This window comes from Dyella sp. CR10, from assembly GCF_055814425.1.
This window is the reverse complement of record NZ_CP185986.1, coordinates 4,854,094-4,876,825: the sequence shown is the minus strand read 5'-3', so window position 1 is coordinate 4,876,825 and position 22,732 is coordinate 4,854,094. Positions and strand designations below refer to the sequence as shown.

The window sequence follows — 22,732 nt, the reverse complement described above, 5'->3', positions numbered from 1 at the left end:
GGCTTATGTGTTCCGCGCAACGGCCGAGAGCCCTGGCGCGGTGTGACTGTCGGGCCTTGGCCCCCGGTTTCCTCGTGGTACTGCTTCCTTCGTATTCACTGCCTGGTTGCGTCCCCCGCCGGCGCCTGGCCGTCGAGGTACATGCCAGCGGCGCCGATGACGCCGAGCTGGCCGTGTTCCATCAGGCGCACGGGCACCTGCTGCAAGAAGGCGCGCATCACGCCTTTGTTGAAGAAGCGCTCGCGGAAGCTGCTGGCCAGCAGCACCTCGCGGATCTGCGGCAGGATGCCGCCGGCGAGGAACACGCCGCCGCGCGCGCCGTAAAGCAGGGTGAGGTCGCCGACGAAGCTGCCGAGCAGGCCACAGAACACGTCCAGCGCCTCGACCGCCGCGTCGTCGCTGTACTCCAGCGCCGCGCGCGTCACGTCGCTGGGCTTGGCCAGCACGGCCGGCTTGCCGCGCAGCACGCACAGTGCGCGATAAAGATTCAGCAGGCCCGGGCCGGACAGCGCATGCTCGAACGACACGTAGGGCCGGTCCTTCGCCAGCAGGCGCAGGAGTTCCACTTCACGGTCGTTGCCCGGCGACAGGGCGATCTGCCCCGCCTCGGTGGCCAGCACGGTGGCGTGCGGCTTGCCGGGCAGCAGCACGGCCGAGCCGAGACCGGTGCCCGGGCCCATCACCAGCACCGGGCCGGCGCCGCCGGGCGTCACCGCCTCGATCACCGGCGTGGTGTCGGCCTGGGCGAGGAACTGCGTGGCATAGGCCACCGCCTCGAAATCGTTCACCACCGCCAGCCGCTCGATGCCCAGGCTGTCGCGGATGTCGCGGATGGACACCGGCCAGGGCAGGTTGTCGTTGACGATGGCGTCGCCCAGCACGTAGCCGGCGCTGGCTACCGCGCACTGGTCCACGTGCACGGCGCCGCCGAGCTGGCTGACGAAATCCTTGAGCACCGCGGTGAGGCTGGGCCATTCGGCGCAGGCGTAGCGGTGGTACTGCAGCACGTCGACCGGACGCACGCCGTCGGGGCGCCGGCTCACCAGGCCGATGCGCGCATGCGTGCCGCCGATGTCCGCCGCAAGGAAAGGCGCGCCCAGCGAAGCACCGTTGAGCCCGCTGCCTTGATTGGCCAGTTCCGCCACAACCCCTCCCCTTTTCCTTGTCGCTCTTGGCGATATGGAAGCCGTCATGCCGGCGTCATGCGCCTGTCACAGCCCCCGGATGCCGCGGAATATGGGAGCGTGATGACAACGTTGTCAACTGATCCTCTTTCCTAGTCGTCCGGGTCTTGCCCCGCGCCGCAACAAAGCAGCCGCGACAGGTTTCGCGCCGGCCTGCCGGGACCCGCCAAAAACCCCGCCACCGAGCCGTTCGGCATAGTTTTCGGCGGGTTCCTGCAGGGGTTGCCGCGCTGCGGCATCCCCCGCGAAACCGCGACCGGCACCCGAGACTCGCCGCGGCCCGGCGGAAGCTCTCTCCCCGCCGCTGATTGACAACGTTGCTAGTTAGCGCCGATAAAACGGGACGGGAGACGCGGCACGCGGCCTTTGCGGCTGTTCGCAGGGCCGGCGCCGCCATCGGCACACTCGGGGAGTCACTTCATGTCGTCCACAACGCTGGCCGCGGGCCAATCGCAGGCTTCGCCCCATTCGAACTTCGTGCCGATGCTGATCATCGGCCTCTTGTTCTTCATCTTCGGCTTCGTCACGTGGCTCAATGGGCCGCTGATCACCTTCGTCAAGCTGGCGTTCTCTCTGGACGACGTGAACGCCTTCCTGGTGCCGATGGTGTTCTATTGCTCGTACTTCTTTCTCGCCCTGCCTTCGTCGGCCGTGCTCAAGCGCACCGGCATGAAAAAAGGCATGGCGCTGGGCCTGTTCGTGATGGCGGTCGGCGCGGTGCTGTTCGGCCAGTTCGTATCGATGCGCGTGTACGGCGGCGCGCTCGCCGGCCTGTTCGTGATCGGCGCGGGCCTGGCGCTGCTGCAGACGGCTTCCAATCCCTACATCAGCATTCTCGGCCCCATCGACAGCGCGGCGCAGCGCATCGCCTTCATGGGCATCTGCAACAAGGTGGCCGGTGCGCTGGCACCGTTCGTGTTCGGCTGGCTGGTACTCAGCGGCATCGATACCTTCGACCAACAGGTGAAGGCCGCGCCGACACCGGAAGCGCGCGAAGCGCTGCTCAACACATTCGCCGCCAAGGTGCACATGCCCTACCTGGCCATGGCCGGCCTGCTGGTGGTGCTGGCGGTATGGGTGCTGCGCTCGCCGCTGCCGGAGATCAAGCCGTCCGGCGCCAACAGCGAAGCAGAGATCGGCCACGCCAAGGGCAACCTGCTGAGCTTCCCGCATCTGTGGCTGGGCGTGCTGTGCCTGTTCCTGTACGTGGGCGTGGAGGTGATGGCCGGCGACGCGATCGGCACCTACGGCCAGGGCCTGGGCCTTCCGCTGGACGCGACCAAGCATTTCACGTCGTACACCCTGTTCGCGATGCTGCTGGGTTACCTGGCCGGCCTGGTGCTGATTCCGAAGGTGATCTCGCAGCAGAGCTACCTGGCGGTGTCGGCGGTGCTGGGGGCGATCTTCACGGTGGGTGCCTGGCTCACCACCGGCTACACCTCGGTGACGTTCGTGGCGGCGCTGGGCTTCGCCAACGCCATGATGTGGCCGGCGATCTTCCCGCTGGCGATCAAGGGCCTGGGCCGCTGGACCGAGGCCGGCTCGGCGCTGCTGATCATGGCGATCGTCGGCGGCGCGCTGGTGCCGCAGGCCTTCGTGCATCTGAAGCAGCACTACGACTTCCAGCTGGTCTTCATGCTGCTGATGGTGCCCTGCTATCTGTACATCCTGTTTTACGGACTGCGCGGACACCGCGTGGGTCAGCACGCCTCGTGAGGCCGGCGGCGGAGCCGCTGTCACGGCTTCGCCATCCTCGCCGCGTTCCGCTGGGCTACGATGCCCATCCCGTTTTCCCGGAGCTCCTTCCGTTGCGCAACCCCACCATCAAGGACGTCGCCAAATGGTCCGGCGTCTCGCTGAAGACGGTCTCCCGCGTGATCAACCGCGAGGCTTCGGTGCGCACCGACACGCGCGAGAAGGTGGAGCGCGCGATCGAAGCGCTCGGCTATCAGCCGAATCCGTCCGCACGCGGCCTGCGCAGCACGCATGCGTATGCGATCGGCCTGGTCTACGACAATCCCAATGCGCACTACGTCATCAGCATGCAGGAAGGCGTGCTGTCGGCCTGTCGCGAGCGCGGCTTCGGCCTGCAGATCCATCCCTGCGACTCCTCGTCGCCCGGCCTGGCGAAGGAACTGATCGCGCTGGTCGAGCGCAATCGCCTGGCCGGCCTGGTGCTGGCGCCACCCATGTCCGAGCAGCATGAGCTGGTGGGCACGCTGGCCAAGCACGGCATCGACCTGGTGCGCATCATTTCCTCGCGCGAGGACCCGCACGACGGCTCGCCCTGCGTCTACGTGGACGACCGCAGCGCGGCCTACGCGATCACCGAACACCTGATCCAGCTCGGCCACAAGCGCATCGGCTTCCTGTGGGGCGAGCCGCATCACCGCTCCAGCCCGGAGCGCTACCAGGGCTATGCCGATGCGCTGAAGGATTACGGCATCCCGCTCGACAAGAAGCTGGTGCTGCCCGGCCGCTATGCCTTCGACGACGGCTTCCGCGGCGCGCGCAAACTGCTGGCGCTGAAAGATCCGCCGACCGCGATCTTCGGCAGCAACGACGAAATCGCCGCCGGCGTGCTCGCCGCGGCACGCTCCAGCGGACTGGACGTGCCGTGGGATCTGTCCATCGCCGGCTTCGAGGACAGCCCGTTCTCCAAGCAGGCCTGGCCAGCGCTGACCACCGCGCGCCAGTCCACCGGCGAGATCGGCCGCCACGCCGCGCTGCACCTGATGGCCGACCTGCAACGCGAGAACGGCGACGCCGCGACGGAGCCGCCGAACGAATGCTTTGTCCCCGAACTGGTGGTGCGCGGCTCGACCGCCCCGCCGAAGAACAACACGCCCAAGAAATCGCCACCCCGCGAGGCGACGTCGCGCAAGGCCTGAAGCCGCGCGGCGTTGCGCACGCCACCGAGAACGCCATCCATGAAGCAAGCCAGCGATACCCTGATGTTCCGTGAGGCCCACGAGGCCGCCGACGTGGTCGAGCGCCAGCTCGCCGCCAATGCCGACGTGCTCAAGGCGCTCGGCGAGCGGCTGCGCGCCGAGCCGCCACGGTTCATCGTCACCTGCGCGCGCGGCAGTTCCGATCATGCGGCGGCGTATGCCAAGTACGTGTTCGAGACCAAGCTCGGCCTGATCACCGCCTCGGCCTCGCCCTCGATCGCCTCGATCTACGATGCCGACCTGAAGATGGACGGCGCGCTGTTCCTGGCCATTTCGCAATCGGGCAAGAGCCCCGACCTGTTGCGCAGTGCACAGGCGGCGAAGGACGCCGGCGCGCTGGTGGTGGCGATGGTCAATGTGGAGGACTCGCCGCTGGCCGCCCTGGCGCATACGGTGATCCCGCTGCGCGCCGGTCCTGAAGTGAGCGTGGCCGCGACCAAGAGCTATCTCGCCACGCTGGCGGCGATCCTGCAGCTGACCGCGCACTGGAGCGGCGACGACACGCTGCACGCCGACGTCGCGCGCCTGCCGGCCGATCTGCGCCGCGGCTGGGACGCCGACTGGAGCGCACTGAGCGATGGCCTGCGCGACAAGCAGAGCCTGTTCGTGGTGGGCCGCGGCTACGGTTTCGGCGCGGCGCTGGAAGCGGCGCTCAAGCTCAAGGAAACCTGCGGCCTGCACGCCGAGGCGTTCAGCGCCGCCGAAGTGAAGCACGGCCCGATGGCGCTGGTCGGCGAAGGCTTCCCGGTGCTGTTCTTCGCCCAGGGCGACGACACGCTGGACAGCACGCTGGCCGTGGCCGAGGAATTCCGTTCGCGCGGCGCGCGCGTGTGGGTCGCCAAGCCCGGCGCCAGCGGCGCGGACATGCTGCCGCTGCCGGCGGGCATGGATTCGATCGTGACGCCGCTGCTGGCGGTGCAGAGCTTCTATCGCGCGGCCAGCGCGCTGGCGCTGGCGCGCGGCTTCGATCCGGACGTGCCGCCGCATCTGCGCAAGGTGACGGAGACCGTGTAATGGGTGCGACGCAACCTCTCCTCGCCCTGGTCAACGGTCGCGTCATGGCGGACCACGGGCTGCGCGACGATCTCGCCGTGCTGGTGCGCGGCGCCCGCATCGAAGCGCTGGTGCCGGCCGGCGATCCGGCCATCGCCGGCGCCGAGCGCCACGATCTGCAAGGCCGCCTGCTGCTGCCCGGCTTCATCGACGTGCAGGTCAACGGTGGCGGCGGACTGCTGTTCAATGCCGCGCCCAGGGTAGACACGCTGCGCGGCATCGCCGCGGCGCACCGCAAGTTCGGCACCACCGGCCTGCTGCCGACGCTGATCACCGATACCGCCGAAGTGATGCACGCCGCGCTGGATGCGGTGGATGCGGCCATCGCCGAAGGCGTGCCCGGCATCCTGGGCATCCATCTCGAAGGGCCATTCCTCGCGCCGGGACGCAAGGGCATCCACGACGCCGGCCTGTTTCGCCTGCCGGATGCGGCCGATATCGCCGCGATCGCGGCGAAGCACCGTGGCGTCGTGATGATGACGCTCGCGCCCGAGCGCGTACCGCTGGAGGCCATCCGCCAGCTCGCCGCCGCCGGCGTGATCGTGGTCGCCGGGCATACCGCCGCCGACTACGCCGCCACCCGAGCCGCGCTGGATGCGGGCGTCAGCGGTTTCACGCATCTGTACAACGCGATGACGCCGCTGGGCAGTCGTGAGCCGGGCGTGGTCGGCGCAGCGCTGGACGATCCGCACAGCTGGTGCGGCCTGATCGTCGACGGCCATCATGTGAACCCGGTCAGCCTGCGTGTCGCCATCGCGGCCAAAGCGCGCGGCAAGAGCGTGCTGGTCACCGACGCGATGCCGCCGGTGGGTTCGGACGATCCGACCTACGTGCTCAACGGGCAGACCATCGTCGCCCGTGACGGCATCTGCCAGAGCGACGACGGCGTATTGGCCGGCTCCGCGCTGGACATGGCCACGGGCGTGCGCAACCTGGTCGAGATGGTGGGCGTGGCGCTGCCCGAAGCGTCGCGCATGGCCAGCGCCTATCCCGCCGCATGGCTCGGGCTGGAGCGCGAACAGGGCCGCATCGTGACCGGCCAGCGTGCGGATTTCGCCGTGCTCGACGATCACTTCGTCGTGCACGAGACCTGGATCGGCGGCGTGCGCTACGCGGCCTGATCCATCCGGCGCCCGCTCATGGCGCGGCGCCGTCCACCACTTCGATCGCGACCACGCCACGCACCCAGCGCGCGGCGCGCTTGTCGTCCGGCGTCACCAGGCGGAACGGGCCGTCGCCGGCCAGCGGCTGGCCGTCGCGCGCGCCGGCCAGCAACGCGGTCTTGTGTCCGATCGAAGGATCCAGCTCCGCCAGCGCGAAGACCGCCTGATAGCCGTCGCTGGCGCTGACGCGCACGAAACGCGTCAGCGCCTTGCCGCGCAACGGCTTGTCCAGCGCACCGGCGCGGCGCAGCAGCTCATCCAGGGCGACGCCCGACCACACGGCGGGTTTTTCGTCGTGGACCGCGGCCGTCACCTGGGCCTGCGGCAGCTTCGCCAGCGCGGCCTGATCGAAGGCAGTCGTCTTGCCGTCCACCACCAGGCGGATCGCCGGGGCGGGCTCGGCCGCGTGCACCGCGCATGCCAGCAGGCAGCCGAGTACGAACCACGCATATCTATAGGGTCGGAACGTCACGATCCTGCTCTCCGTTGCCATCGATGGGGTTCTGCGTCGCGGACCCGGCGTCCAGCCGGCATCGTTCCGGATGTCCAGGCCGCATGGCGATCATGCCGAGATGGCCGGTGCTTCACAAAGCATGCACGTTACGCGACGGCACAGTAGCTCCCCGAACGTTTCCCGCTTGATCGGCATCAAGGGCATGCCGGCCAGCCGCCGGTAACATCGGGCCGGTCGCCGGCATGGCGAACCCGCCCATGAGGGGTGTCTATGGAACGGCCAACGGAGCACGCCGGCAAAGGCCAGGAACGCATGGTGTTCCTGCTTCTCACCGTCGCGCTGTTCCCCATTCTCGCGGTTCTGCTGGTGGCGTCCTACGGCTTTGCCGTGTGGGTCTGGCAAATGTTCAACGGCCCGCCGGGCGGCTGACCGTGCCTGCCGATACGCTCCATGCGGGACGACGCGCTTTTCTGCGCGGGCGCATGCACGCACCGCCCGTTCATCGGCCGCCCTGGGCGCTGGCTGAACCGCATTTCCTCGACGCCTGCACGCGCTGCGGCGACTGCGTGCGGCAATGTCCTCAACAGGTGCTGGTCGTAGGCGCCGGCGGCTATCCCGAATTCGATCCCGCGCGTGGTGAATGCACGTTCTGCGGCACCTGCGCCGGTGTCTGCGCCAGCAAGGCGCTGGATCGCGCCGAGGCAACCCCGCCCTGGTCCTTGCGGGCGCAAGTGCGCGGCGAAGCCTGCCTCGCCGCACAGGGCATCATCTGCGCCAGTTGCCAGGATGCCTGCCCGGAACGCGCGATCCGTTTCGATCCCCCCGTGGGCGCGCGGCGCACCCCCATGGTCGATGCGGCGGCCTGCACCGGCTGCGGCGCCTGCGTAGGCGCCTGTCCCGTCACGGCGGTCAGCCTGGCCGCGGAGGCCACGCCATGAATGACGAACTGCATATCTCCAGCCTGCTGGTCCAGCACAGGCCGGAGGCGATGCCGGCGCTGGAGGCCTTCGTCGCCGTGCATGCCGCCGTGGAGATCGCCGCGCGCGGCGACCATCGCTGCGTCCTGCTGTGCGAAACCGGTCACCAGCGCGAAGTGCTCGACTTGATCAACGCCATGCTTGTCCTGCCCGGTGTCATCAATGTCTCGCTGATCTATCACCACGCCGAACCCCGCGCCGAGCTCGAACGCCCGATGCCCGCGCGCCCGCTGCAAGGAGCCGACGCATGACCCTGACGCGACGCGAATTCATCCGCAACACGGCGGTCGCCACCGCGGCCAGCGCCGCGGGCATCGCGCTGCCCGCGACCGCCAGCAACGTGGTGACCGAAGGCGACCTCACCCAGCTGAAGTGGGACAAAGCGCCGTGCCGCTTCTGCGGCACCGGCTGCGGCGTCAACGTGGCGGTGAAGGACGGCCGCGTGGTGGCCACCCACGGCGACGTGCACGCGGAGGTCAACCGCGGCATCAACTGCGTCAAGGGATACTTCCTCTCCAAGATCATGTACGGCGCCGACCGCCTCACCCAGCCGCTGCTGCGCAAGACCGGTGACGTCTACGACAAGCAAGGCCAGTTCACGCCGGTATCGTGGGACGAGGCCTTCGACGTGATGGCCGCGCAGTTCAAGAAGGTGCTCAAGGCCAAGGGCCCCGGCGCGGTAGGCATGTTCGGCTCCGGCCAGTGGACCATCTTCGAAGGCTATGCCGCCAACAAGCTGATGAAGGCGGGCTTCCGCAGCAACCATCTCGATCCGAACGCGCGCCACTGCATGGCCTCGGCGGTGATGGGCTTCATGCGCAGTTTCGGCATGGACGAGCCGATGGGTTGCTACGACGACATCGAGGCCGCCGATGCCTTCGTGCTGTGGGGCTCGAACATGGCCGAGATGCACCCGATCCTGTGGACGCGGGTGACCGACCGGCGCCTGTCCAACCCGCACGTGAAGGTGGCGGTGCTGTCCACTTACGAGCACCGCAGTTTCGAGCTGGCCGACATCCCGATCGTGTTCACGCCGCAGACCGATCTGGTCATCCTCAATTACATCGCCAACCACATCATCAAGTCCGGACGGGTCAACAAGGATTTCGTCGGCAAGTACGCCAGCTTCAAGCGCGGCAACGACGACATCGGCTACGGACTGCGGCCGGACCATCCGCTGGAGCTGAAGGCCAGGCATGCCAAGGACGCCAATGACGGTCAGCCGATCACCTTCGAGGAATTCGCCGCCTTCGTCGCACCCTACACGCTGGAGAAGGCGGTCCAGATGACCGGCGTGGAGCGCGGCTGGCTGGAGCAGCTGGCCGAGCTGTACGCCGATCCCAAGGTCAAGGTCACGTCGTTCTGGACCATGGGCTTCAACCAGCACACGCGCGGCGTATGGGCCAATAACATGGTCTACAACATCCACCTGCTGACCGGAAAGATTTCCACGCCCGGCAACAGCCCGTTTTCCCTTACCGGCCAACCCTCCGCCTGCGGCACCGCGCGCGAAGTGGGCACCTTCAGCCACCGCCTGCCGGCGGACATGGTGGTCACCAACCCCGAACACCGCAGGCACGCCGAGGAGATCTGGAATATCCCGCACGGCATCATCGATCCCAAGCCCGGCTATCACGCAGTGGAGCAGAATCGCGCGCTGCGCGACGGCAAGCTCAATGCTTATTGGGTCATGGTCAACAACAACATGCAGGCCGGCGCCAACATGCTGGAGGAGACCTATCCGGGCTACCGCAACCCGGACAACTTCATCGTGGTTTCCGATGCCTACCCCACCGTCACCGCGCAGGCAGCCGACCTGATCCTGCCCGCTGCCATGTGGGTGGAGAAGGAAGGCGCCTACGGCAATGCCGAACGCCGCACGCAGTTCTGGCACCAGCTGGTAAGCGCACCGGAAGGCGCACGTTCGGACCTGTGGCAGCTGATGGAATTCGCCAAGCGCTTCACCACCGACGAGTGCTGGCCAGCCGATATCCTCGCCGCCAACCCGCAGTTCAAGGGCAAGACGCTGTACGACGTGCTCTACCGCAACGGCAAGGTGGACAAGTTCCCGGTGGCGGACATCGAAGCGGGCTTCCACAACGACGAGGCCGCCGCGTTCGGCTTCTACGTGCAGAAAGGCTTGTTCGAGGAATACGCCGAGTTCGGCCGCGGGCATGGCCACGATCTGGCACCGTTCGACGCGTACCACCAGGCGCGCGGCCTGCGCTGGCCGGTCGTCGACGGCAAGGAGACGCGCTGGCGTTACCGCGAAGGCGCCGACCCGTACGTCAAGGCCGGCACCGGTTTCCAGTTCTACGGCAATCCGGATGGCCGCGCGGTGATCTGGGCGCTGCCCTATGAGCCGCCCGCGGAAATGCCCGATGCCGAGTACGACCTGTGGCTGTGCACCGGCCGCGTGCTGGAACACTGGCACTCCGGCTCGATGACCATGCGCGTGCCGGAGCTCTACCGCAGCTTCCCCGCGGCCGTGGTGTTCATGCATCCCGACGACGCGGTCGCCCGCGGCCTCAAGCGCGGCGACGAAGTACGCGTGGTGTCGCGGCGCGGCGAGATGCTGTCGCGCATCGAGACGCGCGGCCGCAACCGCGTGCCGCGCGGACTGGTATTCGTGCCGTGGTTCGACGCGGGGCAGCTGATCAACAAGGTCACGCTCGACGCCACCGATCCGATCTCCAAGCAGACCGATTACAAGAAGTGCGCCGTCAAGGTCCTGCCCGCCTGAGGATGCCCCGATGTCCAAAACGTCTCGCCTGGTCGCCAGCGCCGTCGTGGTCCTCGCACTGGCTTCGGTCCTGGCCTTCGTGGCTTCGCACAAACCCATAGGCCCTGCCGGTGCACCGCATGAGGCCGCCGTGCCCGGCGCGGCCGCTTCCGCCGCGCCGGTGGCACAGGCGCCGCCCGGCACCGCCGTGCCGGCCGGTGCGGGGCTCGATGCGCTCCGCCGCGGCGCGCCCCTCGACCAGGAGATCGCGCCGCCGCCGATGGCGCGGGTGGAAAACGCCGACATCAAGCGCAACCGCGCCTACCCGATGCAGCCGCCGACCATCCCGCACACCATCGACAACTACCAGATCGACCGCAACTCCAACCGCTGCATGCTCTGCCACGCGCGCGCCAACGCCGACAAGTTCCAGGCGCCGCCGATCAGCGTCACCCATTACATGGACCGCGACGACCAGTTCCTCGCCACCATTTCCCCGCGCCGCTATTTCTGCAACCAGTGCCACGTCGTGCAGACCGATGCGAAGCCGCTGGTGGCGAACGGCTTCAAGGACATCGACACCGTGCTGTCCGAGCAGAAGGCGAACTGACATGTGGGCATGGATCAAGCGATGGGCGATCGCCTTCTGGCACACGCTGCGCCGGCCCAGCGTCCACTACAGCCTGGGCTTCCTTACGCTGGGCGGATTCATCGCCGGCATCATGTTCTGGGGCGCGTTCAACACGGCGCTGGAAGCGACCAATACCGAAGCGTTCTGCACCAGTTGCCACGAGATGCGCGACAACGTGTTCCAGGAGCTGAAGAGCACGATCCACTACAGCAATCGCTCCGGCGTACGGGCCACCTGTCCCGACTGCCATGTGCCGCATAAGTGGACCAACAAGATCGCGCGCAAGATGCAGGCCTCCAAGGAGGTCTGGGGCAAGATCTTCGGCACCATCAATACGCGGCAGAAATTCCTGGACGAACGGCTCGTGCTGGCCGAACACGAATGGGCGCGGCTGAAAGCGAACGACTCGCTCGAATGCCGCAACTGCCACAATTACGCGTCGATGGACCTGACACGGCAATCGCCGCGCTCGGCCGCGATCCACAAACGCTGGCTCGGCACGGGTGAGAAAACCTGCATCGATTGCCACAAGGGCATCGCGCATCACCTGCCGGACATGCGGGGCATACCGCAGGGGTAGCGTCGTTCCTTCTCCCCGGAGGGGAGAAGGACTCACCTACCGACACCAAACTGCAACATGCCTTGCCCAGCATGGCCGGCTGGCTCCGCTTCTCACCGCCGAGGTTCCGATGTCTCCGCTCTGCCGCCGCGCCCTGAAGACCGCGGCCACCGTCCTGCTGGCCACTGCGGCCGCAAGCCCCGTCCTGGCGGCTCCGCACCGGGTGATCCTGTTCGTCTGGGACGGCATGCGCCCTGACGCGGTCAGCGAAGAAGACACTCCCAACCTGCTGGCGCTGGCCAAGCGCGGCACCTGGTTCGAGGACAACCACTCGACCTATCCCACCTTCACCATGGCCAACGCCTCCACCTTCGCTACGGGCAGTTTTCCCGGTCCGCTGGGCTTCTACGGCAACCGCTTCTGGGCGGCGCGCGAGACCGGCCTGAAGACCACACCCAGCACCCGTACCTCCGGCGGCGAGGACGTGAACTTCCGCAATGCGGTTTACGTGGAAGACGACCTGGTGCTGCGCGCCATCGACAAGGCCAGCAAGGGCGATCTGCTGGAACTGCCCACGCTGTTCGCCACCGCGCAGAAGGCGGGGCTGAAGACCGCGGCGATCGGCAAATCCGGCGCGGCTTTCCTGCAGAACTACCGCCTGCCCAACCATGGCGATCCGGACAAGGTCGGCCTGCTGCTCGACGAGAAGACCGCGCTGCCGCTGTCGTTCGCCAAGGAACTGCAGCAGGCCGGCTATCCGCTGCCCAAGACCACGCCGAACGTCTACGCCGACGGCGAGGTCGCCCTGCGCGAAGAGAACGAAGACCCGACCGAGCGCGGCAAGGCCGCCAAGCTCAAGGACGGCGCCACCAGCGACGCTACTGCCGGCGGCGACACGCCGCCTACCGCGGCCAACGCCTGGATGATGAAGGTCTACCTCGACGAAGTGCTGCCGCGGCACAAGCCGGACCTCAGCGTGGTGTGGATGCGCAACCCTGACACCACCCAGCACATCTACGGCGTCGGCTCGCCGGAATTCCATCTCGCACTGCAGGCTCAGGATGCGCTGCTCGGCCAGCTGGAGGCGAAGCTGCGCGAGCTGGGGATGGCCGAAGACACCGACGTCATCGTGGTCTCCGATCATGGCCACAGCAACATCGCCGGTCCGCGCGATCTGTTTCCGCTACGCCAGATCAACGACGGCCGCGTCGCCGGCGTGGACAACGACTGGGGCTATTCGGTCTCCGGCGGCATCCGCATGGCGCACGAACTGACCACGCGCGCGGGCATTCCCGCCTTCGACGGCCTGGGCTGCGTCTATTCGCCGGTGATGAGCGGCATCCGCGCCGACGGCACGCAGCTCGTGCCGACGCGTTTCGACGACGACGGTCGCCTCTGCGGCAAGCCCGGTCCGTACACCACGCCCAGCTACGTGGTGCCCGAGACTCTGCCGAAGGGCGCGCTGGTGACCGCGCCGAACGGCGGTACCGAGTACTTCTACCAGCCCGAGCACAATGCCGACGTGGTGAAGCGTGCGGTGCGCTTCCTGCAGTCGCGCGAATACGTGGCGGCGGTGTTCGTGGCCAAGCGCTACGGCAACCTGCCCGGCACGCTGCCGGCCGAGAACGTGCATCTGGAGAACGCACCGCGCGGCCCGGACATCATCGTCAGCTACGCCTGGGATGCCGACGCGACGATCCAGGGCTTCCGCGGTACCGAGTACTCCACCGTGTTTCCCGAGTCGCCCAGCGAGCGCGGCGAGCACGGCAGCTTCAGCCCGATCGACGTGCACAACACCCTGCTCGCCGCGGGCCCGAATTTCCGCGGCGGCTTCCGCGACACGCTGCCCAGCGGCAACGTCGACGTGGCGCCGACCATCGCCGCCCTGCTGGGCCTGAAGCTGCCGCAGGCGCAAGGTCGCGTGCTCCAGGAAGCGCTGAGCGGTGCGCAGGGCAAGACGGCGGACAGCTACCGCGTGACGCCGACGGCGCTGCATCCCGCCCAACCCGCTACCGGCCTCAGCATGCAGCGTGTGGACGGCACGGCGCTGTCGGGTTCCAGCTACAGCTTCACGCTGCAGCTCAAGCAGCTGGAGAGTGCGGACGGCAAGCGCTGGACGTATTTCGACTACGCCAAGCCCGAGCGGCATTGACGCATCGCGTAGGTTGGGGTGAGCGTAAGCGAACCCCAACATGGCGATATAGATGAGGCTTTCGCGTTGGGGTTCGCCCTCGGCTCACCCCACCCTACGCGAAGCGCGGCTCATTCTTCGTAGACGTGCAGGTGATTGAACGTCCACGCGTGGTACGACTTGACCAGATCCTGGTCGATGCAGTCGGTGTACAGGCCATTGCAGCGCTCGCGCAGCACGGTCGCAGCCGAGAAGTACGGATCCATCGGCACGCCGGCCGCCTGCAGCACCATGTTGGGCAGATGCGCGATGTCGAGCATCGGGTAATCCGGCAGGCGGCGGCCGGGGACGTTGCTCTTGATCATGTAGTAGGTCAGGTAGTCCTTGTAGGACTGCAGCGGCGCCGGCCAGGTGCGCGCCATCTCGCGGATCAACCCGTTGAAGGACGGCTGATGGTCGCCGAAGTGCATCAGCACGGTGGGCTCGGGGCGATCCAGGAACATCTTCTCCAGCTGCGTCATCGCCAGATCCGACTGGCGCAGGTTGGAAAGATAGGTGTTGAAGTTCAACGATGGCTTTTCGGCCAGGCTCTTGAGCAGCGGACGATTGAACGGCGCCGGCAGCGTGGATAGCGGATCCAGGTCGTGCGGGCCGTGCTGGGCCAGGGTGAGGATCATCATGAAGACCGGCTGTCCCGGCTTCTTCACCTTGTCGTAGGCGCGCTTGGCCGCCTCGAACATCTGCGCATCGGTTTCCTCCCACTCGTCCAGGCCCAGGTCCTTGGCGTCGTAGAACTGGTCGAAGCCATAGGCGGTATAGGCGTTGCGGCCGTTGAGGAAGGCACCGTTGGTGGGATAGATCGCCACGGTGAGATAACCCAGGCGCTGCAGTTGCTGCGCCAGCGCGTCGCGCACGTGCGGCGACAGCACGTAGGGTGCGTACATGCCGCCGGGGCCGAAGATGTCCTGCGGCATGCCAGTGAGCACGGCAAACTCGCTCACCCAGGTGCCGCCGCCGAAGGTATGCACGCGCAGCGGGCCGTGCGCCACGGTGCGCTGGTCCGGCTTGAACATCTGCGCACGGCACTGCGGCACGTCGCACGCGGTGAAGTTGGAGGGATCGAAGGTGCTTTCCTCCAGCACCTGCACGATGTCCGGATACGGCGGCTGCGCCGCGCCGGGGCCGCCATGAGCCGTGGCGCCCCATTCCTGCTCGGCCAGCGCGTCGTCCGTCATGGGCGGAAGGGTGACGTTGGAGTCCTGCAGGTTGACGAAGAAGTTGGTCAGCTGCGCTTCGTCGGACAGCTTCTGCCAGGCGTTCCTCGCGTGCACCTGGGCGAACGGCCCGTTCGGCAGCAGGCAGACCCAGAACGCCAGGGCGCACGCCGCCGCGCCGCCCAGGCGCACGGCGAACGCCCTGGGCCTGGACAGGCCGGCCAGCATGTGGCGATCGCCGCGCCACACCAGCCACAACCCGAGCGGGACCAGGATCACCACGCCCAGCGCCAGCTCCCACAGATGCGGATAGTGCGCCAGCGTCTCGACCAGGCTCGAACGCAGGTAATAGACGAAATCCGACGGCATCAGCGGCGCGTCGAGATACTGCTGCTTGAGCTCCGAGATGAAATCCAGACCCAGGAACAGCGCGCCGCTCACCACCAGCGCGGTGGCCACGCGGGCGAAGGCGAACAGCAGCACCCCGAAGGTGCACAGCATCAACGCGAACACGAAGCCCTGCTGCTGCAGCACCGGCTCCTGGCCGGCGGTGGCGCGCACGCAGCCGGCGAAGAACAGGGTCGCGCACAGCCACGCCACGCTGTTCCGCGTGAGGCGCAACGGGATTCTCGACATAGGTTGCGTGGCCCCCTGTTCCGGCCGGCGTGTCATCGGGGCGCCATCTTACGTTCTCATTTCCTTCACAGACAGAACCGGAGGTAACGGTCAGGCCGCGCCAGGAAAGGGTTCAGCCGCCGTTGCCAGCGACGGAGCGTCGCCGGACATGCCGATCTGCTAGCTTGGCCGGCTTGTTCGTCTTCAAGGGAATCCACCATGCCGTTCCGCCGCCTCCCCCTCGCCGCCTTCACCGCCGTGCTGCTGGCCGGCTGCGCCAGCCAGGCGACCAAGCCTGTGAGCCTGCCGGACGGCAGTCGCGCCGAGGTGGCGATCCTGGAGACCACCGACATCCATTCGAACGTGCTGAGCTACGACTACTACAAGCTCAAGCCGGACACCTCGGTGGGCTACGAGCGCACCGCCACCCTGATCCGCCAGGCGCGCCAGCAGTTTCCGAACAGCTTCCTGTTCGACAGCGGCGACACCATCCAGGGCAGCGTACTGGCCGACTACCAGGCCCAGGTGAAGCCGGTGGGCTGCGGCGAGGAGCTGGCGATGTACGCGGCCATGGACGCCGTCGGCTACGACGGCGGCACGGCCGGCAACCACGAGTTCAACTATGGCCTGCCGTTCCTGTCGCAGGTCACCGGCACGGCGATGAACGTGGATGGCGGCCGCACCGATCGCTGCGCCGGTCCGCACTTCCCGCTGGTATTGGCCAACGTGTTCAGCGCCCGCGACGGCGCGCCGATCTTCAAGCCGTGGGCGGTAGTGGAGAAGACCATCCAGGTCGATACGCCGGACGGCAAACGCAGCGTGCCGCTGCGGGTGGGCATCATCGGCTTCACCCCGCCGCCGATCCTGGAATGGGACAAGCAGAATCTGGAAGGCAAGGTCACCGTCACCGGCGTGGTGGAAGCGGCGAAGAAATACCTGCCGGAACTGCAAGCGCAGCATCCCGATCTGATCGTCGCCGTGCTGCACGGCGGCCTCAACACGGCCACCTACACCTCCGAGATGGAGAACGGCGGCTGGTACCTCGCCGCGGTGCCGGGCATCGACGTACTGCTGCTGGGCCACTCGCACACCGAGTTCCCGGGGCCGCACTACAAGGGCATGCAGGATGTGGATGCCGAGCGCGGTTTCGTGCGCGGCGTGCCGGCGGTGATGGGCGGCTTCTTCGGCAAGGACCTGGGCGTGGTCAAGCTGGCGCTCGCGCGCCGCGACGGCCACTGGACGATCGATAAGGACAACACCCACAGCGAAGTGCGTCCGATCTGCCCGAAGAAGAACGATTGCGTGCCGGCCGACCCGGCCATCGCTCCGCTGGTGGCCAAGGCGCACGAAGCGGCGGTGGCCCATGTCAGCACGCCGATCGGCGAAACCCGCCTGCGCCTGAGCAGCTATTTCGCCGACGTGGGCAACATGACCGCGCTGGCCGCGGTGAACGCCGCGCAGCGCGACTACGTGCAGGCGGAACTGCCCAAGACTCATCCCGAACTGGCCGGCGTGCCGGTGGTGGCATCCGCCGCCGCGTTCCGCACCGGCTTCGGCGGCCCGGACGACTACACCGACGTGCCGGCCGGCCCGCTGAGCCTGCGCAGCGCGGCCGATCTGTACTTCTATCCCAACACCCTGGCCGCGGTGAAAACCGACGGCGCCGGGCTGAAGGCGTGGCTGGAGAAATCGGCCGAACGCTTCCGCCGCATCGATCCGGCCGCCGCCGGCGAGCAGCCGCTGCTCAACGACCGCATGCCCGGCTACAACTTCGACCAGCTGCAGGGCGACATCAGCTACGTCATCGACGTGACGCGGCCGGAAGGCGAACGCATCGTCGACCTGCGCTGGAAGGGCAAGAAGGTCGATCCGAAACAGCCGTTCGTGGTGGTCACCAACAACTACCGCGCCAGCGGCGGCGGCAACTTCCCCGGCCTGGACGGCAAGAACGTCGTGCTCGCCGCGCCGGATGGCACGCGCGAGATCCTGGCCAAATGGCTGGAGCGCCAGCACACGCTCGATGCGAAGAGCCTGCCGAAGACGTCCTGGCGCTTCGCGCCGGTGAAGACGCGCGGCCCGGTGGTATTCAAGGGCGCCGCCGGCAAGGAAGAGGTGGCGCGGGAAGTCGGCCTGAAGAACGTGCGCCAGCTGAAGGACAACGGCGACGGCACGGCCGTGTACGCGATCGATTTGTCGAAGTAAGCAACCGAGCCCCGCCCTCCACCACCCTCTCCCCTGCGGGGAGAGGGTCGGGGTGAGGGGGACCTACGGAGCGTAGAAGCGGGAACGCCTGAGCGTGCCTCGCTCCGTAGAACTTCTTTCTCGAGCACCCACTCCTCATCCGGCTGCCGCCACCTTCCTCGCTCCTCAGAGCAGAGCACATCCATGTGCTCTCCCCGCGTACTCCCCGGAGGGGAGAAGGATTTCACGCCGGACCGCCTTACATCCCCAGAAACCCCTTCCCCTGCTTCAACACCGTGTCGCACACCTTGGTGGTGAGCTGCGACTTCAGGTCGCTCGAGCCGCCGCCCACGCTGGACAGGTCCAGGCTCTTGCCGTTGCTGCCCTGCAGGATGCCCTTGGCGCCGCTGAGATAGCTCGGATCACGGGTCGGATCGCCGCCCGACGAGGCGCTCGCGCCCTTCTTTTTCTTGCCGCCCATCAGGCTGCCGAGCATGTCGCTGCCGCCTGACGAGGCGTTGCTGCTGGAGGCCGCGCCTCCACCTGCGCCCAGCTTGCCGAGCAGCTGGTCCTTGATGCCCGACGCGCCGGAATCGCCGCCGAGATAGTTGTTCTTCACGCAGTACTGCAGCAGGCCGGCGACGTTGCCCATGCTGCCCGACGCCATCGAACCGCCACCGCCGCCGAGCAGTCCGCCGAGCTTGCCGAGGTCCTGCGCGCTGCCCGTCCCGCAGGCCAGGCCGAGAACGAGGGCCAGGCCGGCCGTGGCGACGCTGCCGATGCGCTTTTTCATGGGTCTCTCCGTCCACAAGGTGCGCGCATTCAACACCCGGACCCGTTATGTCCGTGTCAGGCCGGAACACATTCGTACACGTAAAGTTTCAACTGCACCTGTTGACTGCGGTGCAGCATGACCCGTATGGTCGATTCCATGCCGCCTCTTCTTTCGCCCGCTCGCATGCCTTCGAACCCGGTTCGCACCGGGCGCATGCCGCTGGCCGGCGCCATGATTTCCTCCGCCACGACCATTACCACCGGTACCGGTACCACCGGCCACGGGTGGGTGTCCGCGCGCGAGTAACCTCTCACACGCAACGGCCCCGCCCTCTCGAAGAGGCGGGCCGGCCCACACCGAACCGCCAGCGAGAAACGGGGCTCCCGACCCAAGGAGACCACCGTGAACGCCCTCGCCCCTCAACTGGAACATCCCAAACAGCCCGTGCTTGCCCGGGCGCTGCCGACGACCATTCCCCGCCGCCGCATGCTGGCCGTGGGTCTGATCGGCCCCGGTCGTGTCGGCAGCGCCCTGCTCACTCAGCTGCGTGCGGCGCAGGGTCGCCTCGCCGAAGCCGGCCTGGAACTAAAACTATGCGGCGTCGCCGCCAGCAAGCGCATGTGGCTGGACTGCGACGACCCGGACCTCAACTATCGCTGCGACCGCGCCCAGACCTGGCGTCCCGCAGACCTGCGCCAGTTCGCGCGGCACGTACTCGGCGACGACGGACGCCACGCCATGCTGATCGACTGCAGCGCCAATGAAGAAGTGGCCTCGTATTACGCCCAATGGCTGGCCGAGGGCGTTCACGTGGTCACCCCCAACAAACTCGCCGCCAGCGGCCCGCTGGAGCGCTGGCATGCGATCCGCGCCGCCAGCCGCGCCGGCGCGCGCCTGCGCTACGAAGCCACGGTGTGCGCGGGTCTGCCGGTCGTGCAGACGCTGCGCGACCTCCTCGATACCGGCGACGAGCTGCTCGCCGTCGATGGCATGTTCTCCGGCACGCTGGCATGGCTGTGCAACCGCCACGATGGTGCGCATCCGTTCTCGGCGCTGGTGCGCGAAGCGCATGCGCTGGGCTATACGGAGCCTGATCCCCGCGACGACCTCTCCGGCCTGGATGTGGCGCGCAAGCTGGTGATCCTCGCGCGCGAAGCGGGCTGGGCGCTGTCGCTGGGCGACGTGGACGTGCAGAGCCTGGTGCCGGCCGAATTGGCCGCGCTGGATGCCGAAGCCTTCATGGCTCGCCTGCACGAGCTCGACGCGCCGATGGCGGCGCACCTGGCGCGCGCGCGCGCCGAAGGTGGCGTGCTGCGCCACGTCGCCAGCCTGGATCGCGCCGGCCGCGCCAGCGTGAAACTGGCCGTGCTGCCCGCATCTCACCCGTTCGCGCACACGCGGCTGACCGACAACGTGGTGCAATTCACCACGCGCCGCTACCACGATAATCCGCTGCTGGTGCAGGGACCGGGCGCCGGGCCGGAAGTGACGGCTGCCGGCGTGTTCGGCGACCTGCTGCGCATCGCCGAGTCGCTGGAGGCGCGCGCATGAACGCTCAACTGATGATGGAACCGATGGCCCGCTCACCCCGCCGCGCTCTTTCCGCCCAAGCCCTCTCGCCGGCCAGTGTCGGCAACGTGGGTATCGGCTTTGACATTCTCGGCCACAGCGTGGCCGGCGCCGGCGACCGCGCCGAAGTACGCCGCATCGACGAGCCGGTGGTGCGCATCGCCGCCATCGAAGGCTGCGTGCGCGACCTGCCGCTGGACGCCGCGCAGAACACCGCCGGCATGGCGCTGATGGCGCTGCGCAAGGCGCTGGGTCTGCGCCACGGTTTCGAGCTGGTGCTGCACAAGGGCATCGCGCTGGGTTCGGGCATGGGCGGCTCGGCCTCTTCCTGCGTGGCCGCGCTAGTCGCCGCCAACGCGCTGCTGGAACGGCCACTGCCGGCCGAAGCGCTCTACGGCTTCGCGCTGGAAGGCGAAGCGGTGGCCAGTGGCGGCCGCCACGGCGACAACGTCGGCCCCATGCTGCTGGGTGGCCTGGTGCTGGCCACGCGCGACCGCCTTGTACGCGTACCGGTGCCGGAGGCATGGCACTGCGCGCTGGTCCATCCGCACATGGTGCTGGAGACGCGCAAGGCGCGCGCGGCGCTGGCCGGTGCGTACGAGCTGAAGGAGTTCGTCGCGCAGAGCGCCAACCTCTCACTGGTGCTGGCCGGCTGCTGGCGCGGCGACGCCACCCTGGTGCGCGAGGGCCTGGAGGACGTGCTGGTCGAGCCGCGCCGTGCGCCGCTGATCCCCGGTTTCACGCGGGTCAAGCAGGCGGCGATGGATCATCACGCAATGGGCGCCAGCATCTCCGGCGCCGGCCCCAGCGTGTTCGGCTGGTTCGAACGGCGCGAGGAAGCGCAGGCGGCCGCGGCGGCCATGGCCGCCGCCTTCGCCGAGGCCGGCCTGGGCAGCGACACGCTGGTGTCTCCGATCAACGGACCGGCCGCCGCGCTGGTCGACGCGGAGCATGGCGCATGAGCGAACCCTTGCTTTATCACAGCACGCGCGGCGCGGCCGGCGACGCCGGCATCGGCGAGGTGATCGCCGCGGGCCTGGCGCCGGACGGCGGACTGTACGTGCCAGAGGCGCTGCCGCGGCTCGATCCGGCCAGCTTCGACCCGGACGCAAGCCTCGCCGATACCGCAGCGCAGCTGCTGCGGCCGTTCTTCGCCGGCCATCCGCTGGCGGCCGAACTGCCGGCGATCTGCCGCGAGGCGTTCTCCTTCGATGCACCGCTGCGCCCGCTCGCCCGTCACCCGGGCGCGGCGATGCTGGAGCTGTTCCACGGGCCCAGCGCGGCGTTCAAGGATTTCGGCGCGCGCTTTCTGGCCAGCTGTTTCCGCCGCCTGCGCTCGGCCGGTGCGCCGCCGCTGACCATCCTGGTCGCCACCTCCGGCGATACCGGCGCGGCGGTGGCGGCCGCGTTCCATCGTCAGCCTGGTGTAGAAGTGGTGATCCTTTACCCGGACGGCCTCGTCTCGCCACGCCAGGCACACCAGCTCGGCTGTTTCGGCGACAACGTGCGCGCGCTGCGCGTGGCCGGTCGCTTCGACGACTGCCAGCGCATGGTCAAGGCCGCCCTCAACGATGCCCGACTGCAGGCGCGTCGACCGCTGTCGTCCGCCAACAGCATCAGCCTCGGCCGTCTGCTGCCGCAGATGGCCTACTACGCGCACGCCTCGCTGCGCTGGTGGCGCGAGCATCGCCGTCCGCTCAACTTCATCGTACCCACCGGCAACCTCGGCAATGCGCTGGCTTGCGCCTGGGTGCGCGAGATGGAACTGCCGGTTGGCGCGATCGAGCTGGCCTGCAATGCCAACCGCACGCTGCCCGATTACTTCGCCGGCACCGCCTATGCGGCGCGGCCGGCAGTGGCGACGCTGGCCAATGCCATGGACGTCGGCGCGCCGAGCAATTTCGAACGCCTGCGCTGGACCTTTCCGCACGATGAGGAACTGCGCCGTCGACTTTCTTCCCACAGCGTGGACGACGCGACCATTCGCGCCACCGTGCTCGAGCACGCCGCGCACGGCGAAGTGTTCTGCCCGCACACGGCCACCGCCATGCACCAGCTCGACCAGCGTGAGCGCCAGGACGACTGGGCCGTGGTGTCGACCGCGCATCCGGCCAAGTTCGAAAGCGTCATCGAACCGCTGATCGGACGCAGCGTGCCCACGCCGCCCGCACTTGCCGCTATGCTCGCCCGGCCAGCGCACGCCGAACCGCTGGAGGCCAGCGACGAAGCGCTGAAGGCCTGGTTGCTCGATATGACCACGGCACGCGCGCCGGTCAGGATGCACGTCTCGGCGAACTCGTAGGAGCACTCATGATGGGCGATCTCCAACCCTGGTTCTGGTGAACGACCGCGCGGCCAGGCACCGAGCCCCGGCCTGATGTTCGACCTGCGCCCCGGCCGATATCGGCCGGGGCTTTATTTTGTGCTCCGCGGCAGCCCCGCCCGGCATGCCGGATTTGGTCTTTCCAAGACGATGGCCGGTCTCGTTCGACCGCGCCAAAACCTGCCGTACCAATCCTGGCAAGCTGCTGATCCACGGCGAATTGACCAGCG

The 22,732-nt window shown here is 68.0% G+C and carries 20 protein-coding genes; 15 read left to right on the top strand and 5 right to left on the bottom strand.

Annotated elements, in window-relative coordinates; genetic code table 11:
- Positions 1 to 95: 95 nt before the first annotated feature.
- A complete protein-coding gene (glk, locus tag ACNR9O_RS21890; RefSeq protein ID WP_473684769.1) occupies positions 96 to 1,145 on the bottom strand; it encodes a glucokinase in 1,050 nt (349 codons plus the stop codon).
- A gap of 522 nt (positions 1,146 to 1,667) precedes the next feature.
- Here glk and ACNR9O_RS21885 point away from each other — a divergent pair.
- From ACNR9O_RS21885 to nagA, 4 genes are all read left to right on the top strand, one after another.
- Complete coding sequence (locus ACNR9O_RS21885; protein WP_473700835.1) at positions 1,668 to 2,900, top strand: sugar MFS transporter; 1,233 nt, start codon at positions 1,668 to 1,670, stop codon at positions 2,898 to 2,900.
- Positions 2,901 to 2,992: 92 nt separating this feature from the next.
- Positions 2,993 to 4,075 (top strand): LacI family DNA-binding transcriptional regulator, encoded by a 1,083-nt coding sequence (locus ACNR9O_RS21880; protein ID WP_473684773.1) that lies wholly within the window; start codon positions 2,993 to 2,995, stop codon positions 4,073 to 4,075.
- A gap of 39 nt (positions 4,076 to 4,114) precedes the next feature.
- A complete protein-coding gene (locus tag ACNR9O_RS21875) occupies positions 4,115 to 5,149 on the top strand; it encodes an SIS domain-containing protein (protein WP_473684775.1) in 1,035 nt (344 codons plus the stop codon).
- Positions 5,149 to 6,309: an N-acetylglucosamine-6-phosphate deacetylase gene (nagA, locus tag ACNR9O_RS21870; RefSeq protein WP_473684777.1), complete on the top strand. Its 1,161-nt coding sequence runs from the start codon at positions 5,149 to 5,151 to the stop codon at positions 6,307 to 6,309. The genes ACNR9O_RS21875 and nagA overlap by 1 nt, the downstream gene beginning before the upstream one ends.
- A gap of 16 nt (positions 6,310 to 6,325) precedes the next feature.
- Here nagA and ACNR9O_RS21865 read toward each other — a convergent pair whose 3' ends face one another.
- Positions 6,326 to 6,823: a molybdopterin-dependent oxidoreductase gene (locus ACNR9O_RS21865; protein WP_473684779.1), complete on the bottom strand. Its 498-nt coding sequence runs from the start codon at positions 6,821 to 6,823 to the stop codon at positions 6,326 to 6,328.
- A 252-nt stretch (positions 6,824 to 7,075) separates the two neighbouring features.
- Between ACNR9O_RS21865 and napE the strand changes: the two genes are divergently transcribed.
- From napE to ACNR9O_RS21830, 7 genes are all read left to right on the top strand, one after another.
- A complete protein-coding gene (napE, locus tag ACNR9O_RS21860; protein WP_473684781.1) occupies positions 7,076 to 7,234 on the top strand; it encodes a periplasmic nitrate reductase, NapE protein in 159 nt (52 codons plus the stop codon).
- Between the two features lie 2 nt (positions 7,235 to 7,236).
- Positions 7,237 to 7,743 (top strand): ferredoxin-type protein NapF, encoded by a 507-nt coding sequence (napF, locus tag ACNR9O_RS21855; protein WP_473684783.1) that lies wholly within the window; start codon positions 7,237 to 7,239, stop codon positions 7,741 to 7,743.
- Entirely contained in the window at positions 7,740 to 8,033 is a 294-nt protein-coding gene (locus ACNR9O_RS21850) for a chaperone NapD (protein ID WP_473684785.1), read from the top strand. Before napF ends, ACNR9O_RS21850 begins: the two co-directional genes overlap by 4 nt.
- A complete protein-coding gene (gene napA, locus ACNR9O_RS21845; protein ID WP_473684787.1) occupies positions 8,030 to 10,525 on the top strand; it encodes a nitrate reductase catalytic subunit NapA in 2,496 nt (831 codons plus the stop codon). Before ACNR9O_RS21850 ends, napA begins: the two co-directional genes overlap by 4 nt.
- A 10-nt stretch (positions 10,526 to 10,535) precedes the next feature.
- Complete coding sequence (locus tag ACNR9O_RS21840) at positions 10,536 to 11,114, top strand: nitrate reductase cytochrome c-type subunit (RefSeq protein ID WP_473684789.1); 579 nt, start codon at positions 10,536 to 10,538, stop codon at positions 11,112 to 11,114.
- A 1-nt stretch (position 11,115) separates the two neighbouring features.
- Positions 11,116 to 11,715, top strand: coding sequence for a NapC/NirT family cytochrome c (locus ACNR9O_RS21835; protein ID WP_473684791.1), 600 nt, complete (start codon positions 11,116 to 11,118; stop codon positions 11,713 to 11,715).
- 109 nt (positions 11,716 to 11,824) lie between these two features.
- Positions 11,825 to 13,846 carry an alkaline phosphatase family protein gene (locus ACNR9O_RS21830; RefSeq protein WP_473684793.1) on the top strand — a complete coding sequence of 674 codons (2,022 nt, stop codon included), beginning with the start codon at positions 11,825 to 11,827 and terminating at the stop codon, positions 13,844 to 13,846.
- A 110-nt stretch (positions 13,847 to 13,956) separates the two neighbouring features.
- Here ACNR9O_RS21830 and ACNR9O_RS21825 read toward each other — a convergent pair whose 3' ends face one another.
- The gene (locus ACNR9O_RS21825) at positions 13,957 to 15,660 is read right to left on the bottom strand and encodes an LTA synthase family protein (protein WP_473684795.1); all 1,704 of its coding nucleotides are present in this window, start codon (positions 15,658 to 15,660) and stop codon (positions 13,957 to 13,959) included.
- Between the two features lie 213 nt (positions 15,661 to 15,873).
- Here ACNR9O_RS21825 and ACNR9O_RS21820 point away from each other — a divergent pair, with 213 nt between their 5' ends.
- Complete coding sequence (locus tag ACNR9O_RS21820) at positions 15,874 to 17,856, top strand: bifunctional 2',3'-cyclic-nucleotide 2'-phosphodiesterase/3'-nucleotidase (RefSeq protein WP_473684797.1); 1,983 nt, start codon at positions 15,874 to 15,876, stop codon at positions 17,854 to 17,856.
- 238 nt (positions 17,857 to 18,094) lie between these two features.
- Here the strand turns inward: ACNR9O_RS21820 and ACNR9O_RS21815 are convergent, their stop codons facing one another.
- Together ACNR9O_RS21815 and ACNR9O_RS21810 are read right to left on the bottom strand one after the other, a co-directional pair.
- On the bottom strand, positions 18,095 to 18,628 hold the full coding sequence (locus tag ACNR9O_RS21815; protein WP_473684799.1) for a DUF2501 domain-containing protein: 534 nt from the start codon (positions 18,626 to 18,628) through the stop codon (positions 18,095 to 18,097).
- Positions 18,629 to 18,684: 56 nt separating this feature from the next.
- Positions 18,685 to 18,843, bottom strand: coding sequence for a hypothetical protein (locus ACNR9O_RS21810; protein WP_473684801.1), 159 nt, complete (start codon positions 18,841 to 18,843; stop codon positions 18,685 to 18,687).
- Positions 18,844 to 19,096: 253 nt separating this feature from the next.
- Here ACNR9O_RS21810 and ACNR9O_RS21805 point away from each other — a divergent pair, with 253 nt between their 5' ends.
- The 3 genes from ACNR9O_RS21805 to thrC are packed head-to-tail and all read left to right on the top strand — an operon-like array spanning position 19,097 to position 22,481.
- Positions 19,097 to 20,161 carry a homoserine dehydrogenase family protein gene (locus tag ACNR9O_RS21805; protein ID WP_473700834.1) on the top strand — a complete coding sequence of 355 codons (1,065 nt, stop codon included), beginning with the start codon at positions 19,097 to 19,099 and terminating at the stop codon, positions 20,159 to 20,161.
- Positions 20,158 to 21,141 (top strand): homoserine kinase, encoded by a 984-nt coding sequence (locus ACNR9O_RS21800; protein WP_473684805.1) that lies wholly within the window; start codon positions 20,158 to 20,160, stop codon positions 21,139 to 21,141. The genes ACNR9O_RS21805 and ACNR9O_RS21800 overlap by 4 nt, the downstream gene beginning before the upstream one ends.
- Entirely contained in the window at positions 21,138 to 22,481 is a 1,344-nt protein-coding gene (thrC, locus tag ACNR9O_RS21795; protein WP_473684807.1) for a threonine synthase, read from the top strand. Before ACNR9O_RS21800 ends, thrC begins: the two co-directional genes overlap by 4 nt.
- Positions 22,482 to 22,732 lie beyond the last annotated feature (251 nt).

Excerpts from the sequence above, each read along its gene's own strand:
- ACNR9O_RS21885 (WP_473700835.1), top strand. The coding sequence starts at position 1,668 with ATGCTGATCATCGGCCTCTTGTTCTTCATCTTCGGCTTCGTCACGTGG.
- ACNR9O_RS21875 (WP_473684775.1), top strand. The coding sequence starts at position 4,115 with ATGAAGCAAGCCAGCGATACCCTGATGTTCCGTGAGGCCCACGAGGCC.
- nagA (WP_473684777.1), top strand. The coding sequence starts at position 5,149 with ATGGGTGCGACGCAACCTCTCCTCGCCCTGGTCAACGGTCGCGTCATG.
- napE (WP_473684781.1), top strand. The coding sequence starts at position 7,076 with ATGGAACGGCCAACGGAGCACGCCGGCAAAGGCCAGGAACGCATGGTG.
- ACNR9O_RS21850 (WP_473684785.1), top strand. The coding sequence starts at position 7,740 with ATGAATGACGAACTGCATATCTCCAGCCTGCTGGTCCAGCACAGGCCG.
- napA (WP_473684787.1), top strand. The coding sequence starts at position 8,030 with ATGACCCTGACGCGACGCGAATTCATCCGCAACACGGCGGTCGCCACC.
- ACNR9O_RS21840 (WP_473684789.1), top strand. The coding sequence starts at position 10,536 with ATGTCCAAAACGTCTCGCCTGGTCGCCAGCGCCGTCGTGGTCCTCGCA.
- ACNR9O_RS21835 (WP_473684791.1), top strand. The coding sequence starts at position 11,116 with ATGTGGGCATGGATCAAGCGATGGGCGATCGCCTTCTGGCACACGCTG.
- ACNR9O_RS21830 (WP_473684793.1), top strand. The coding sequence starts at position 11,825 with ATGTCTCCGCTCTGCCGCCGCGCCCTGAAGACCGCGGCCACCGTCCTG.
- ACNR9O_RS21820 (WP_473684797.1), top strand. The coding sequence starts at position 15,874 with ATGCCGTTCCGCCGCCTCCCCCTCGCCGCCTTCACCGCCGTGCTGCTG.
- ACNR9O_RS21815 (WP_473684799.1), bottom strand. The coding sequence starts at position 18,628 with ATGAAAAAGCGCATCGGCAGCGTCGCCACGGCCGGCCTGGCCCTCGTT.
- ACNR9O_RS21810 (WP_473684801.1), bottom strand. The coding sequence starts at position 18,843 with ATGGCGCCGGCCAGCGGCATGCGCCCGGTGCGAACCGGGTTCGAAGGC.
- ACNR9O_RS21805 (WP_473700834.1), top strand. The coding sequence starts at position 19,097 with ATGCTGGCCGTGGGTCTGATCGGCCCCGGTCGTGTCGGCAGCGCCCTG.
- ACNR9O_RS21800 (WP_473684805.1), top strand. The coding sequence starts at position 20,158 with ATGAACGCTCAACTGATGATGGAACCGATGGCCCGCTCACCCCGCCGC.
- thrC (WP_473684807.1), top strand. The coding sequence starts at position 21,138 with ATGAGCGAACCCTTGCTTTATCACAGCACGCGCGGCGCGGCCGGCGAC.